The organism is Caballeronia pedi, from assembly GCF_001544915.2.
GTDB lineage: Bacteria > Pseudomonadota > Gammaproteobacteria > Burkholderiales > Burkholderiaceae > Caballeronia > Caballeronia pedi.
In genome coordinates this window covers 128,289-143,765 of sequence record NZ_FCOE02000005.1, presented here as the reverse complement: position 1 = coordinate 143,765, position 15,477 = coordinate 128,289, and the positions used below count along the sequence as shown (strand labels likewise).

The window sequence follows — 15,477 nt, the reverse complement described above, 5'->3', positions numbered from 1 at the left end:
CTGTAATGGTTCGGTAAGAATTTCGCGCGCCCGTCTTTTAGAACCCGGCGACACCCGAGGTCACGAGGGCGTACGGACCGATCGTCAGTTGCTGCCTGAGAAACTCGACGCACACCCGAATCTTCGCCGAATGCGACGAACGCGCCGATGTCACGGCCCATACGTCGGCGCGTTGCCGATACGCGGGCAGGACCGGCACGAGCGTGCCATTTTGCAGACTCGACGCGACGTCCCAGATCGAGCCCATCACGATGCCGAAGCCAGCCTCGGCCCATTGCCGCACGATGTCGCTGTGGTTCGACGCGATCGGCCCGGTCACTTTCACGCTTTCCTCGCCGTTGGGACCGGCGAGCCGCCAGACGCCGAAGCGCTGATCGCGGCCGCGAAACAGCAGGCAGTCGTGCTGCGCGAGTTCGGCGAGCGTTTTCGGCATGCCGCGCCGTTCGAGATACGCGGGCGCGGCGGCAAGCACCCGAAAGCTTTCGACGATCTTGTGCGCGATCAGATGCGGTTCCTGCACTTCGCCGACGCGAATGTCGATATCGAAGTTCTCACCAACGAGATCGACGCGGCGATCGAGCAGTTCGAGCCAGATGTCGAGCCCCGGATGGCGGCGACGCAACAGCACGAGCGCGGGCGACACATGCTCGCGCCCGAGCCGCAGACTCGTGCCGATGCGCAGCACGCCGCGCGGATCGTCGAGGGCAGCGAAGGCGTCGGCCATGCCTTGCACGTCGTCGAGAATTTTCTGCGCCCATTGGTACGCCGCTTCGCCGTCGCTCGTGATGGAGACGCGGCGCGTCGTGCGCATGAAGAGCTTCACGCCGAGGCTCGTTTCCAGCATCGCGATGCGCTTGCTGACGTGCGCCGGGGAGATGCCGGTTTCGGTGGCGGCGGCGATGAAGCTCGAGCGTCGCGCGACGATGCAGAACAACTGCAGATCGCGGAGGAATTGGTCGTTGTTCGCGACGAGTGCGCTTTGGGTTTTCATGCGGCTGATCTTGCTGGTGCGCCCGCTTGCTGAAGTGGCCTCAAGCCTAGCCGCAAGCGAAGCGCACACGCAAGCTCATCAATTCGACAACGACAGATACGGCGAACTGAACGCCTGCGGCGGAAACACCGGCTGCGCGCCGCTCTGCCGCGTGAAGCTGTAACGCACATACACCGCAGCGAGCCACTCGCGATACTGATATGCGTTGCCGAACGATGCCGTCGCGCCGAAAGCGAGTTGCGGCGCGAGTTGATATTCGCCCGTCGCGCTGAGCGAGTACGACACGCCCGTCTTGCTCTGGCCGGGATAGACCGCGCCCGCATCCGGCGTCGCGCCCGAACTGGCGGCACGTGCCTGATAACTCGCATTCGTCGGGAAATAGTTCGACTCGTCCTGACGATAATGCTGTACGCCGATCGACCCCTTCAGGTCGTAGGTGAAGAGTCCCGAACGCCCCGCGTATTCGACCGGAAAGTTGAGGATCACGTACTGCTGCGGACTGAAATAACCGCCTTGCCCGAAGTTGAAGTACGACAGGTTCTTGTCGTAGTGCATCAGCGTGGTGTTCGCGCCGACCGTCAGCGTCTGGTCCGCATCCTTGATGATGCGCGTATAGATGCCGCCGCCGCCCTTCACGGCGTTGTTGGTCGCGACATTCTTGCCGTCGAGGAACTGGTACGCCGCGTTCACGTAGACGCCGCTCGTGCTGTCGTCCCAGCCGAAGTCGGCGCGCGCGCCCGTCGATGTCACGCCGCCCCATTCGAGGCCCGCGCCCTGATCGCGCGCGCCGGCATAGGACAACAGACTGTCGGTCACGGCGCGCCGCGCGACGGCGAGCGAGTACGAAACCTTGTCGGTGATCGCGTTCTGATACTGCAGGCCGCCGACCACGTTGGTCTCGCGGAAGCCGAGCGGCGTCGTGCCGATATCGCCCTTGAAGTTGCGATTCTCGTAGCCGATCGCCAGGCCGACGCCCGTCGCCGTCTGCGAGCCGTAGTTGTTGGTCGGCGGATTGGCGACCGCGCCGAGGCCCGAGCCGAAGCGCGCAAGCGTGTTCTGCGTGCTGGCGGCCGTGCCGGCATCGAGCGTGACGGGCGTCGCGCGCACGATCACGTGGCCGTTGCCCGCCTTGATGCGGCCTTCGATGGGTGCTTCGATATCGGTCAGGTTCGACAGGCCGTCCTCGCCGTCGCGGCTGCGGAAGATGAGGCCGCCCGAGACCGTGCTCGACTGTTCGCGGTTGATCTGCGCGAGTTCTTCCGCGACGCCTGCCGTCTGCGAATTCGCCACCGGGACGGGCACGCCGCCCGCGCTCATGGTCGCGGCAGTGGCGGCGCGCTGCGCCGGTTGCGCCTGCGACGGGTAGTACGGCTGCGCATAACCCGCGGGCGGTTGCGGAATGTACGGCTGCTGTGCGTACTGCGGCGCGTACTGCTGCGGCTGCGGCGCGTAATACGGCTGCTGCTGGCCATACGGCGCCTGTGCGTACTGTTGTTGCTGCTGTTGCGGCGGCGCGCCATACGCATAGGGATCGGCGGGCCGCGTCGCCGTGGTCTTGCGCGATGTCGTCTGCTTCTTCTTCTGCGTGCTGGCGGCCGGCGGCGGCGTGTACGCGTTCGACTGCGCATCGCGCGCGCCGGGCGACATCGGCCAGGGCGCGGCGTACGGGTCCTGCTGCTGCGGATATGGCTGTTGCGGATACGCCTGCTGCTGGTAAGCCTGCTGCGGATACGGCTGCTGCTGCGGATACGGCTGATAAACGGGCTGCTGTTGATAAGCCTGCGGCGGCGGATACGCTCCCGACGCAGCCGCATCCTGTCCCGGATAAGCCTGCAACGGCGCACCCGATTGCCCGGAACCGTAGGTGTCGGGTCCGTAACCGCCGTTCGAAACCGGACGCGGCGTGAGATTGGGCATCGTCGCGGGCGCGGACGGCGCCACATAAGGCGTCGTATAGGGCGCGGGCTGGGGAGGCGGCAGATAGTTCGGCACGGGCTGCGAGTAACTCTGAGGAAGGACCTGACGATAAGATGCGCCGGATGCGAGCGCCGGATTCGACGCCGTATCGACGGCCGTCTTGCCTTCGAACGGATTGGTGCCGGGCAGCGGATTCGAGCCGATGCGGCTCATCGCGGTTTCCCAGCCCGGCGGGACATTGCCGCGCCCCTGCGCGGACGCGACCGGCGCCGGCGTATTGGCCGCGAGGAGCGAGCGCTGCAGGAACTGCGCGGCGAGATCGAGCTTGCCCTGCGCGCGATACATCCGGCCGATCGCGGCGAGCACGCCCGGATCGTTCGGCGCGGCTTCGTAGGCCTGATTCGCGTAGGTTTCGGCGAGCTTGAAATCGCGTACGCCGCTCGCCGCCGACATCGCCGCCGTCTGCAGGCCGATATCGTCGGGACGGCGCGACAGCGCGTTCTGATAGCTGACGAGCGCGTTGCGGTCATCGCCCGCCGACGTGTACATGCGGCCGAGCGCCGCTTGCAGGTCGGCGTTGTCGGGCATCGCGGCGAGCCACGGCGCGATCACGTCGTAGGCGCCCGCGAGATTGCCCTGCCTGCGCACGACATCCGCGCGCGCAACCACGATCCCAACGTTCAGATTGTTGAAGTCGGTGCGCTGTTGCGTGGTGAGCGGCATCGACTGGAGTCGGCGCATCACGGAACCGAGTTCGGCGTCCTGCTGCGTCGCCGACAGAATGCCCGCGTATTGCAGCAACAAGCCGGTGTCGTTCGGCGCATTGGCGATCGCGCCGCGCACGAGCGACAGCGCCCGCGCGGGATCGCCCGCCTTGACATACGCCGACGCCACCGCGCCGGTCAGTTCCGCGTTACCCGCCGCGACCGGTTCGGCGCGGCGCAGAATCGCGAGAGCCTGCTGGCGCTGGCCCGAGGCGGCCGTGCGCGTCGCGAGTTCGGCTTGCTCTTGCACCCACAGGCGATGCTGCAAGGCCGTCATCGCAGGCGTGCGTTGGGCGGCGGGAATGCGGTCGAGCTGCGCGAGGCCAGCCGACCAGTCCTGCGTTTCCGCTGAGAGCAGCGCGCTCGCGTAGAGCGCGTCGGTCATGTCGGGATGCGTGGCGAGCAGGCCGTCCATCATGCTGCGCGCGTTGCCGACCGCGCCCTGACGCACGTAGATGCGCGCAAGGTCGAGCCGCAGCCACGGATCGTCGGGATTGTTGAGCAGCGCGTCTTCGAAGAGACTGCGCGCCGCGCCCAGATCGCCGCGCGCTTCGGCGGCGCGCGCCTGCGCGGCCTGCGCCTCGCCGCGCAGCTTGTTGATGCCGCCGGCCTTCGCTTGCTGCTCCGTGTTCAGGCGATTCGCGAATTCGAGCGCCTCGTCGCCGCGGCCTTGCGCGGCCAGCGCGCCGACCAGCCCGCGGATCGCATCGGGATTGTCGGCCTGACGACGCAGCGCCATCCGATACGCCTGTTCCGCGCCGCGCGGATCGCCGTTCGCGAGCAGCATTTCGCCGAGCAGCACTTGTGCGGTGACATCGGACGGATCGACGGCGATCGCGCGTTCGAACAGCGCCTTCGCCTGCGCGATCTGCCCGTTGCTGCGCGCGCCGATGGCGTCGCTCGTATAGGTCCAGTAGGTCGCGCTCGTGAGCGCGTCTTTCCAGCGCGCCGCATTGCCGGCCCGCGATGCGCGTTCGAGGTAGCTACGCGCTTCCGAGAAACGCTCCTGCTTCAGCGCCGCGACGCCCATGCCGCCGAGCGCGTCGGCGTCGTTCGGATTGCTCGCGAGCACGGAAGAAAAGCGTGCGCGCGCGGTCGCGAGATCGCCGCGATCGAGCGCCGTGAAGCCTTCCGCGACGGTGCGCCCGCGCGCATCGACGACGGCGTCGGCCTGCGCGCGGTCGCGTGCGCTCTTGTCCTGCTGCACCATCGAATCGAAGCGCGCCTTCACGGCGGCGTCGTCCGGCGAAACCTGCAGATACGCCTGATAAAGCGGCGCATCCGATGCGCGCGCGCCGAGCCACAGCAACGCCTGCCGCCAGCTCTTCTTCGCGTCCGCGCCGACGGCGCTGTCGTTCGCGAGCTTGGCGAGCCGCGCGATGCCGTCGCGCCGCGTCGTATCGCGGTAGGTCAGATGCTGCGCGTAGGCGAGCTGATAGCGCGGCTCGTCGGGGTTCTCGCGCGCGAGCTGGTCGAGTCCGCGGCGCGCTTCGTCCCAGCCTTGCGGCGTCGCCGCGAGTGCCTGGTAATACTCGAGCTGAAGCTGCGGCGTCGCGGGCTTGCCTTCGATCGCGCGACGGTATTCCTGCACCGCCGACGCGCTCTGGCCGCTTTGCGCGAGACGACGCGCGTCGTTCACGGTCTGGTCGCGCGAACTGGATTCGCCCAGACGCCGGCCGAGTTCGTCGATGTTCGGATAGCTCGGCGCGACCTGACGCAATTGCGCCAGATACTGCTGCGCGCCGCTGCCGTCCTTGCGGTCGGCGAGCACCATGCCCATGCCGAACAGCGCGTCGGGCTGCTTCGGATTGATGCGCAGCACTTTCTGCCACGCCTGTTCCGCGAGGTCGCCGCGCCGGTGAGCCTGCCAGTATTTGCCCTGATCGATGAGCACCGAAAGCGGATCGGCGGCGGCCTGCGCGAACGCCAGAACGGGCGTGGCGCAAATCAGCGCCGCGATCACGCGTTGTCTGGTCCGGATCAGCATGCGCTTCTCCAGTTCGGCACGAGCCGGCCTTTTTCGTCGAAGTGATAGCGTCCGTCGACGAAACCGCCGCCGAACAGGCCGAGCACGCGGTCGTAGTAGACCGGCTCGCGTCCCGCGACGGGCGGCGCGACGAGCGCTTCGAGATGCGTGCGCGCGAGTCCCAGTCCGCGTTCGTCGTTCAGCGCCTTGAAGTAGGGCGCGAGCGCGCCCCAGTAGGAAAGCGGGCCTTCGCCGCTCGTCGCGCCGCTGATGGTCGAGACCTTCTCCGGCGCAAAGCCCGTCTGCGAGACGCTCTGGCGCATGCCGCCGAGCGCATCGAGCCACGGACGCGCGAGCGGATCGGCGCTCGACGCCATGCCGGCCCACAGATAGACGCGGATCGCATCGTAGCTGCCGACATCGCCGTTCTTCGGATCGACGACGAACTGGCCGTTCGGGTTTGTCTGGTAGGCGGCCCAGTCCGGCGCATAGCCGCGCGGCGACGTGACCTTGATCATCTTCGCGGCGTTCTGCGCGAGCGACGTCCACGGACCGTCGGGCATCTCGTGCGCGAGGCCGCGCAACAGCGGCAGCGGCAGATAGCTCGGGTTCAGCCGCGTCACGTCGCCGCTGCGAAAACCTTGCGGGCCGGGCAGGAGCATCGCGCCGAGGCCAGGCAGATCGACGATTTCCTGCTTCACGATCTGTGTCGCGAGCGCATAGGCGAGCTTGGTGTACATCGGTTCCTTCCACAGCCGGCCGGCCTGGAACAGATCGTAGGCGATCCACAGATCGGCGTCGGATGCCGGGTTCGGGTCCATCACGCCGAACGAGCCGTCGGGCTTTTTGCCCCATTGCCACGCGGGCAGGCGCAGCGTGTTCGCATCGAACTGATTCGCCGACAAATTCACGCGCGTCCAGTGCAACAGACGGTCGAACGTCACGCGGTCGTTCGCGACGAGCGCGAAGAACATGCCGTAGGACTGGCCTTCGGAGGTCGTCTGCTGCGCCTCGGTAGAACGGTCGATCACGCGGCCATCGGCCTGCACGGCGCGTTCGACGAAGATGCGGTAAGCGGGCCAGTCGCATTGCGGCGCGGCGGCGGCGCTTGCCGCCGAAACGGCGATCATTGCACCGGCAAAAACGTGGGGCGTGGATACCCGCATATCAATCCCTCAGGCGCCGTGCGGCGATCGCGCGCAGCGTACGGTAGAACAGGGCGGCGATGATGAGCGCGGCGAACAGGCCGCCGAGCACCAGCAGAATCGGATGCGACGACAGCGCCCAGCGCATGTAATGCATCGGCGACAGACGGCCGACGTAATACGCCTCGCCGTTCGACGTGACCGTCACCGTGCGGCCGTGGATCACGGCCATCGCGCCCTGGATGGACGGCAGCAGGTCGTTGTCGAGCAGGGCGGCGGAGAGATCGGCGTCGGACTGGCCCGCCGCGCTGATGAGCGCCACCGCGCTGCGCCCGCTCTTCAGCGGCGATTCGAAGCCGGTCAGGAGCGCGTCGCCGTTCGAGCTGACGAGGGAGAGATCCGCGCGCGCCGGCGAGCGTTCCGGGCCTTGCTCGCCATGCCACCAGTCGACCAGCTTGAACGCGACATCGGAAAGCTGGAAGGTGCGCGCGTCGGCGTCGCCGGAGAAGGGCATCTGCTTCGCCCAGCGTTGCAGGAGCGGCTGGCGGCCCGGCGAGCCGAGAATCAGCAAGTCTTTGTCGGCGAAGCGGTCGACATCGTTCGCGCTCGTCACCGTGACACCCGTCACCGGATAGCCGGTCGATGCGCCCATGCGGCCCATTTCCAGCAGATACAGGCTGTAGTCCGCCGAATTCGGCTCGGTCGGCAGCACCACCGCCGTCTGCGAGAGATCGGCCATGCGCGTGAACGGAAAACCGCCGTTGGCGAACGCGGCCAGATCGGGCAGCGCCATGTAATGCGGGAAGCCGGAAAGATCGATGGTCGAATTCGGATCCACCGCGCCGACGACGTTATCCAGCACGCGGCCCTGGCATTCGCCGGTCTTCGGGATGTCGTAGTAGAAGTGCAGGCGCAGTTGCGCGCGCGGCGTGATGAGCAGCGGCGGCAGATAGATTTCGCGGCGCGCGGCGACGGTCTTGTCCGGCAGCACGCGGCTGAAGTAACTGCCGAGATCGAAGGTCGAGGTCGACACGGCCGGAATGCGCAGCGATTGCACGAAGCCGTCGTTCACGCTGATATTGAGCGACGAGCGGTCCGGCGCGGGACGCACCGTGTAGCGATAGCCGAGGTCGACGGGCACGCCCTTCGTCTGCCACATGAAGAGGTCGGGCGGCACGCGCAGGTTCACGCGCACGGCGTCGGCGTCGTAGCCGTGGGCGGTCAGGTCGCGTGCCTCCGCGAGTTCGCCGAAACGCACCGGACGATCCGTCGGCAGCCAGTTCGGCGCATCGTAGGGGCGGCGCGGTTGCAGGTCGGTGAACTGCGTGATCGTCGCGCTGGTGCCGGACAGCGTGTTCTGGCCGACGCCCAGCGCCTTCGCGGCGGTCTTCAGTTCGGCGTCGTCGCGGCCGAGCACGAGCAGGAGGCGGCCGCGCGCGCTGGCGTCGCGTTCGACGAGCGCGATGGTCGGGCCGGACACCGGCGGAATGTCGACGCCCGCGATCTTCGCATCGCCGACGGCGAACACCACGGCATTGCCCGACAGCGGCACGTTATCGGTCTGCGCCGGGAAGATCGCGCCGCGATAGCCGGCGAGCGAGCCGAAGTACGACGCCACCATGCCGGCCGATTCCAGTTCGCCGAGGCTCGGCTTGCCCGCGAACACGAAGGGCAGTTCGAGGCGGCGCACGTCGCGGCGGTCGAAGAACGGCTGCGGCAGCGCGGCGAGATCGGGCTTGTTCGCGATCGACGCATACGTGAGATCGAGCGAGCTCGCGTTGCTGACGGTCGCCCACAGCGTCGAGTTCGACGGGTCCTCGCACTGCTGCGTGTAATGGCCGATCAGTTGAACGTTGAGGTGATTGAACTCGGTGATGAAGCGCGGATCGATCGCGACGTCGCGCGCGACCAGCACGCCGGCCTGATCGCGCGGCACCGGCAGCGTCGCGGCCACTTCGCCGTTGATCAGCACCTTGAGCTGCGAGATCGACGGCAGCAGCGACGGCGAATAGCTGTAGATCAGATGCAGGATCGCGCCGGTCACGACTTCGTCGCCGCGCACCGAGAACGCGATGCCGTTCTGACCGTCCGTGCCGCGCAGTTGCAGCGGATCGAGCGCGCCGTAATCGGCGAAGGTCAGCGTCTGGCGGCGTCCGCCGGGCACCAGCGTGCCGGGATCGGCGGTAGTCGGGATGCGCGAGGTGAGCGGCTTGTCCGGCTTGCCGGAGAACGCGGGCACGGGCATCGCGAGCGCGGGTTGCGGGAGCGTGGCGGGGTTGAAGACCGCCGCCGGACTCGGCGCGGGCACGGCGCCGACGCCGGTCGCCTGCTGCGGCGCCGCCGCGACGCTCGCCGATGCGGCGTTCGCTGCGTTCACTGCGGCCGCCGCCGACGCGACCGGCGCGGCCAATGCTGTCTGCAAGGCCATCAACGCGGCCAGCGCGCGGCCCAGGGGTCTTTCGCAAAAACGCGGCGCGCGCTCGCCCGTTTCGTTTTCAACGCGCAACTTCGACATACCCGTGCCCATTATTGGTCTTTGGTTTTCAGCTTCTTCACATCGACTGGGCGCTTGTTCATCCAGGTACGAAGGTCGCTGTACAAATGCTCGAACAAACCTGCGATGCCGCGCGTGCCCACCAGCAGCACGTGCGACAGGCCGCGCAGCGGCGTATCCGGGCGGCGTCCCTCCGACCAGCCGGTCCAGGCGTCCGCGCGCGCGAAAGTGGTCTTCACGAAGTCGTATTCCTGCTCGCGCGTGAGCTGCGAGAAGCGCAGGCCGACGCGCCCCGGCTCGGTATAGCCGACCGTCGCCGGAAACGCGTATTCCTCGTCGCCGCGAAACAGCGACACGGTCACGCGTTCGTGCATCGGCACTTCGATCTTGCTCGGCAGCGCGACGCCGACGCCGCCTTCCGAATAGTCGATGGTCTCGCACGCGAGCGTGCGGCCAGTCGAGAACTTGAGCATCACGGGCATCTTCATGGTCACGCGATGCGTCGCGCGCACCTGCTTGCGCTCGCTCGCCGCCGCCACCGACGCGCCGAGAATCAGCATGTTGTAGACGGTCCAGCAGAGGTTGAGGATGGTCGTGTTCACCTCGCTGCGGACATGCCAGTACATGACGATATGCACGATGCCCGCGATGAAGCCGAGCAGGTTCAGCAGCAGCAGGAACAGATACGGGCGCGAGATGTACCAGTCGAAGTAATCCTTCGCGATCTGGCCGCCCTTGGCCGTCACGTTGAACTTGCCGAGCTTCGGGTTGATGACCGCGAGCAGCGTCGGCGCGGTGATGTACGACGCCAGCACCGACTCGTACACTTCGGCCCAGAACGAATGGCGGAAGCTGCGCTGCATGCGCGAATTGGTGATGCTCGCGTGCATCATGTGCGGCAGCGCGAAGATCGCGATGGTGCTCGCCGCCGCCTCGATCACGTGCGCGCCGAAGAACAGGTACGACAGCGGCGCGGTGAGAAACACGAGACGCGGCACGCCATAGAAGAAGTGCAGCATGCCGTTGAGATAACACAGCCGCTGGCCGATCTTCAGGCCCTTGCCGGTGAGCGGATTGTCGATGCGGAAAATCTGCGTCATGCCGCGCGCCCAGCGGATGCGCTGCCCGATATGCCCCGAGAGACTCTCCGTCGCGAGGCCCGCCGCCTGCGGAATCGCGAGATACGCAGTCGTATAGCCGAGCCGATGCAGCTTGAGCGCCGTATGCGCGTCTTCCGTCACGGTCTCGACCGCGATGCCGCCGATTTCTTCGACCATCGAGCGGCGCAGCACCGCGCACGAGCCGCAGAAGAACGTCGCGTTCCAGAGATCGTTGCCGTCCTGCACGAGACCGTAGAACAGTTCGCCCTCGTTCGGCACCTTGCGGAAGGTGCCGAGATTGCGCTCGAACGGATCGGGCGAGAAGAAATGGTGCGGCGTCTGCAGCATCGACAGCAGCTTGTCGCGCAGGAACCAGCCGAGGCAGATCTGCAGGAAGGAGCGCGTCGGAATGTGGTCGCAGTCGAAGATCGCGAGAAATTCGCCCTTGGTGATCTTCAGCGCCTCGTTGATGTTGCCCGCCTTCGCGTGGCGGTTGTGCGTGCGGATCGTCCAGTTGACGCCGACTTCCTCGCAGAAGGTCTTGAACTCGGGACGGCGGCCGTCGTCGAGGACGTGGATCGCGAGCTTGTCGCTGGGATAGTCGAGCGCGAGCGCCGCGTAGATCGTCGGCTTCACGACCGAGAGCGGCTCGTTGTAGGTCGGGATGAAGACGTCGACGGTCGGCCAGTCGCTGCGGTCGGCGGGCAGCGGCAGCGGCTTGCGCTTGAGCGGCCACGCGGTCTGGAAGTAGCCGAGCAGCAGCACCAGCGCCGCATAGACTTCGGCGGCGACGAGCAGAAGACCCCAGGCGGCGTCGAGCGGACGTTCCCAGTAGGTCGTTTCAGTGAGACGCCAGAACATGTAGCGGCCCGACGCGACGACCGACAGCATGATCATCACGAGCGTCGCGTACTGGCCTTGCAGGCGCCGGAAGCCGAGCGCGCAGATGAAGCAGATGGTCGCGAACGCGAGCTGCTGGCCGAACGCGAGCGGCACGGTCACGACGAAATAAAACGCGAAGGCGGCGAAAATCGTCAGCAGGATCACCATGATCCGGCTGCCCCAGAGGCGCGCATCGACGAAGCGTTCGAGACGCGAGGTCGCGACGCTCACTTCCGTTTCCGGCGACGGCTTGTCGGCGCTCATGCGAGTTTCCTCGATGAGGCGGCCATCGCATCGACCGCGGAAAGGAGCCACTCGCCGCACGCGCGCAGATCGGCGGCGGCTTGCGAAAGCGGGTCGTAGTGGATGAGCGTCGTGTCGCACGCGAGCGATTCGGAGACGCCTTCATCCTGATGGATCACGCCCGGAAAGAGCTTCGTGCCGAGCATGTTGCGCAGCACCTTCAGCACGTCCTTGCTCAACTGACGCGATTGATCGACCTGATTCACGACGTAGCCCTGGCCCGCGAAATTCTGGCGCGGCGCGGCGTAGGCGTCGATCATGCGCTCCATGCCGGGAATCGCGGCGTACGACGCGGCGTCCGCCAGCACGACATTCAACGCGAAGTTCGCCGCCGTGAGCGCGGTGCGCGTGTAGACGGAGGAACCGGGCGGCGTATCGACGATCACGATGTCGTTGGCGTCGAGCGCGAGCGATTCGAGCGCATGCGCGAGCCATGCGGGATCGTTGTCGACGAGCGCCTCGAAGCGGCGGCGGTCGTCCTCGATCACGGCGCCGTAAGGCAGCACGGTGACGCCGTCGACGCCGTCGAACATCACGGTCTGCCACGGGTCGCCCGCGAGCGTCGCGCGCGAAATGCCGTCGATGCTGTCGAGCGGAATGCCGAAGTGCAGGCGCAGCGCGTTCTGCGGATCGAGATCGAGCACGATCACGCGACGGTTGCGCGCCGCGAGCACCGAAGCGAGATTGGCGGCGAGTGTCGTCTTGCCGACGCCGCCCTTCGCTGAAACTACCGTGATGACTTTCATGAGCGTGGGAGGCGGCTCGCGCGCGCGGCGAGGCCAGCGCTTGCTTGCGTGTTCGTGGGTTCGTTGGCGTGGCGCAGGCGCTCGAACATGGCGCCGAGCGAATCCGCGGGCGCGCTCGGGGCGTGTTGTGCCTGCGGCCTGAAGAGCTTGCCGAGGATCGAATGCGGCTCGGCGGGCGCAGGTTCAGGCGCGCGCGGCGCGGGAGCTGCCGGCGGCACCTGTACGGGCGCGCGGCGCGCGAGGAAGCCCGATCCGGACGTGGCGGCCGGGCGCGGCGTTTCCGCGTGGCCCGTACCGGCGTCTTTCTCTGCGGACGGCTGAACCGGCGGCACGTCGACCGCCGAGGCGCTGGCCGAATCCGGAATCGTTCCTGTTTCCTTCGACGCCGATTCGCCCAGCACCGAAAAGCGCAAGGCGCTCAGCGATTCTGCGGCGGGCGGCGTGACGGGCGGAATCGTGCGGCGATGCGGCCGCGTGAAAAGCTGCTGCTTGCCGCGATGGATCGGCGTCGGCTTGTCGGCCGGTTCGATCGACGGCTCGTTCGGATGCGTGCGCCCAGTGTTCAGTTGCGCGTCGCGGCGTGGCGCGATCTCGGGAATCGCCGGCTGTGCGAAGTCGAGCGTGGCAAGCAGCGGCCAGCGAGTGCGGGCCGTCTTGGCCTCGTTCTCACGTCCGATTTCCTGGTATTCGCCTGCATTGCCGCCGAAATGATCGAACAGCTTCTCGATGTCGCGCGAAGTATTCATGATGCCGCTTCCTCGTCGTGCCTATTCTTGATGCCTGGCCGGTGCTGCATGTTTTGAGCCGCCCGTCGGGGCGGTCGATGCCGCCGCATCGGGGCGGCGGTCGGATGACGCTGCAAGCTTCAGCCCGCGACGCGCGCAAGCCTGAATTCGATGCCGGCGTCGTCGCCGAACTCGCTCGCCTGGCGGATCGCGAGTCCCTGCGCGCCGAGCGCGGCGAGCCACTGCTGATACGCGCCTTCGAGAAACGCGGGCGTCCATGCGAGCGCGCGTTCGCCGAAGGCGGGCAGCGGCGCGCAGAAATGCACGATCCTCAAATAGTCGCGTTCATCGGAAAGTTCGACGAAGCCCCAGTCGGTGTCGCGCCAGAGCGCATTGAGGGCGTCGGCGAGCGCCGCGGTGGAATCGCAGGCTGGCAAGGGCCGGGCGTCGGCGAAACGGCTGCCTACGCGGTGCATCAACTGACGCAGTTCGTTGCGCCCGATCTGCGCTTCGAATTCGTCCGCAAGCGCGGCCAAAAGGCCACGCCATTGCCTGGAAATCTGACTGTCCAACAGGTAATCGAAAATAGCGGCCATGTTTTCGTTCAGCAGGGCGCGAGCCACAGCATGGGGTTGATCGGTCTTGTTTACGGCCTCGCCAGGAATCCCTTTAACCCGCGAGCATTGATCCCGACGTCTGTCCAGGCGCTATTACACGTCTGAACTTACTTCAATGTCATTTTTTTCGCCAGTAGAAAGACTAGCAGCGGATTGTTTTATGGGATTGGGCGAAAAGGAGGTGGCTGACAGTCCAATTCGGGCGTTCGGGAGCCATCGGCATGGACGAAATATCGACACTCAGGCGCGTGGTCCGATCGCTGCGCGCGACCCGCCGCCCCAAGCGGAGGCGGAAGTGTACCATCTCGTTAATACAGTCGATCGATCGATGCGCGCTCTGATTCGTCCGGATTGACTTGTATGGCAAAACTGTGCCGATGCTGCGTTAAGTCTATGATTTGTCTAACTTAAGCGGCGGGTTGGCAGCGGAGTGGGTGGCCTGATTGAGCTGTTGCAGAGAATATTGCCGACAAGCAAGTAAATCGCGCATCGAGAACGTCCGGCCTAACGAAAAAAAGCGCCCCGAGTGGGGCGCTTCGCATGAAATTCTGAACGCTCAGGGATTCGCGCGTACCGCGTCCCGAACTGCGTCCATCACGATGCCGTAATTGAGCGGGATGTCCAGCGAATCGGAGTAGCCGGGTTCGTCGGCGGACTCCTTTGGGACTGCACGGACCGGGATAGCTTCATAGGCGGTTTCGCCTGCCGGATTGTCGCGTCCTTCGATGGCACCCTGCAATTGCGGATTCTTCACGATTAACTCCTTCCGGTAATGGAGCGGCGAGGAACTGCAATATAAACCAATGTCATGACATTTTGGCGACTTCGATTTGAAAACTCGCTCCGAAACTGCTGCGCGCGGCGCGCCGGTAATCGCCGCGGTCGCGCATCTAGAGAGAGTGCGGGGCTTCTAGTGTAACGGCAGCGTGCCGTTCCGAATGCACGATCCAATTATGACGATGGCGTGTCGATATTGCGCCGGAGGGCTGGAATCGGCCCGGAAATTGCATGACCATAAGCATGCTACGTAGGCTTTTAATGACCACGTCGCGCCAATCGATTCTCCGATTCCGTCCTGAACGGAAACAAATTCTATCGAAAGCGGCGACTGTGACATCGTTTGTTTCCCCTTATCATGAAGCGACCGGTTGCACGATGCCGGTGCGGACGCCCCAATAAGAAAGGAGAAAGCGGCAATGAGCAAAATCGCGATTATCGGCGCGACGGGCAATGTCGGCAGCCGTCTGCTGGAGGAAGCGTTGCGGCGTGGACACACGGTCACCGCCATCGCGCGCGACACGTCCAGGCTCGAAACGCGGGACGGCGTCGATGCGCAGAGCGTCGATGTGCTCGATGCGGACGCACTTGCGGCGGCCATCGCGGGACACGACGCGGTGTTCGGCGCGACGCGCTTCGCGACCGTATCCGCCAGCGCGATTCTGGAGCCGGTAAAGCGCGCCAGCGTGCGACGCCTTCTGGTGGTGGGCGGCGCGGGGAGCCTGTACGCGGCGCCTGGTCAGCGCGTGCTGGATCTGCCGGGTTTTCCGCCCGCGTACAAACCGGAAGCCACGGCGGGCGCGGCCTTCCTGGATGCGTTGCGACGTGAACGCGATGTCGAATGGACGTTCATCTCGCCTTCGGCAGAGTTCGTACCAGGCGCCCGCACGCAGAAATTCCGGCTTGGTGTCGACGAACTGCTCGTCGACAACAACGGCCGAAGCTGGATTTCGTTCGACGATTACGCGATCGCCTTCCTCGACGAGTTCCAGAAGGGCGCCCATATCAGGCAGCGCATCACGGTCGGATATTGAAGGCGCACGACGGCAG

10 protein-coding genes are annotated in these 15,477 nt (G+C 66.0%); 1 reads left to right on the top strand and 9 read right to left on the bottom strand.

Annotated elements, in window-relative coordinates:
• Positions 1 to 37: 37 nt before the first annotated feature.
• From AWB80_RS09800 to AWB80_RS09760, 9 genes are all read right to left on the bottom strand, one after another.
• Positions 38 to 991, bottom strand: a complete 954-nt coding sequence (locus AWB80_RS09800) for a LysR family transcriptional regulator (protein ID WP_061174449.1) — start codon at positions 989 to 991, stop codon at positions 38 to 40.
• A 78-nt stretch (positions 992 to 1,069) separates the two neighbouring features.
• Complete coding sequence (locus AWB80_RS09795) at positions 1,070 to 5,659, bottom strand: cellulose synthase subunit BcsC-related outer membrane protein (protein WP_061174448.1); 4,590 nt, start codon at positions 5,657 to 5,659, stop codon at positions 1,070 to 1,072.
• A complete protein-coding gene (gene bcsZ, locus AWB80_RS09790; protein ID WP_425266838.1) occupies positions 5,653 to 6,768 on the bottom strand; it encodes a cellulose synthase complex periplasmic endoglucanase BcsZ in 1,116 nt (371 codons plus the stop codon). Before bcsZ ends, AWB80_RS09795 begins: the two co-directional genes overlap by 7 nt.
• A 37-nt stretch (positions 6,769 to 6,805) precedes the next feature.
• Positions 6,806 to 9,310 carry a cellulose biosynthesis cyclic di-GMP-binding regulatory protein BcsB gene (gene bcsB / locus AWB80_RS09785; RefSeq protein ID WP_096031971.1) on the bottom strand — a complete coding sequence of 835 codons (2,505 nt, stop codon included), beginning with the start codon at positions 9,308 to 9,310 and terminating at the stop codon, positions 6,806 to 6,808.
• Complete coding sequence (bcsA, locus tag AWB80_RS09780) at positions 9,310 to 11,523, bottom strand: UDP-forming cellulose synthase catalytic subunit (protein WP_061174446.1); 2,214 nt, start codon at positions 11,521 to 11,523, stop codon at positions 9,310 to 9,312. The genes bcsB and bcsA overlap by 1 nt, the downstream gene beginning before the upstream one ends.
• Positions 11,520 to 12,308 carry a cellulose biosynthesis protein BcsQ gene (gene bcsQ / locus AWB80_RS09775; RefSeq protein WP_061174445.1) on the bottom strand — a complete coding sequence of 263 codons (789 nt, stop codon included), beginning with the start codon at positions 12,306 to 12,308 and terminating at the stop codon, positions 11,520 to 11,522. Before bcsQ ends, bcsA begins: the two co-directional genes overlap by 4 nt.
• A complete protein-coding gene (gene bcsP / locus AWB80_RS09770; RefSeq protein ID WP_061174444.1) occupies positions 12,305 to 13,054 on the bottom strand; it encodes a cellulose biosynthesis protein BcsP in 750 nt (249 codons plus the stop codon). The genes bcsQ and bcsP overlap by 4 nt, the downstream gene beginning before the upstream one ends.
• A 119-nt stretch (positions 13,055 to 13,173) precedes the next feature.
• Positions 13,174 to 13,629 carry a cellulose biosynthesis protein BcsD gene (bcsD, locus tag AWB80_RS09765; RefSeq protein ID WP_061174653.1) on the bottom strand — a complete coding sequence of 152 codons (456 nt, stop codon included), beginning with the start codon at positions 13,627 to 13,629 and terminating at the stop codon, positions 13,174 to 13,176.
• Between the two features lie 577 nt (positions 13,630 to 14,206).
• On the bottom strand, positions 14,207 to 14,404 hold the full coding sequence (locus AWB80_RS09760) for a hypothetical protein (protein ID WP_061174443.1): 198 nt from the start codon (positions 14,402 to 14,404) through the stop codon (positions 14,207 to 14,209).
• Between the two features lie 442 nt (positions 14,405 to 14,846).
• Here AWB80_RS09760 and AWB80_RS09755 point away from each other — a divergent pair, with 442 nt between their 5' ends.
• Positions 14,847 to 15,461, top strand: a complete 615-nt coding sequence (locus AWB80_RS09755; RefSeq protein ID WP_061174442.1) for an NAD(P)-dependent oxidoreductase — start codon at positions 14,847 to 14,849, stop codon at positions 15,459 to 15,461.
• Positions 15,462 to 15,477 lie beyond the last annotated feature (16 nt).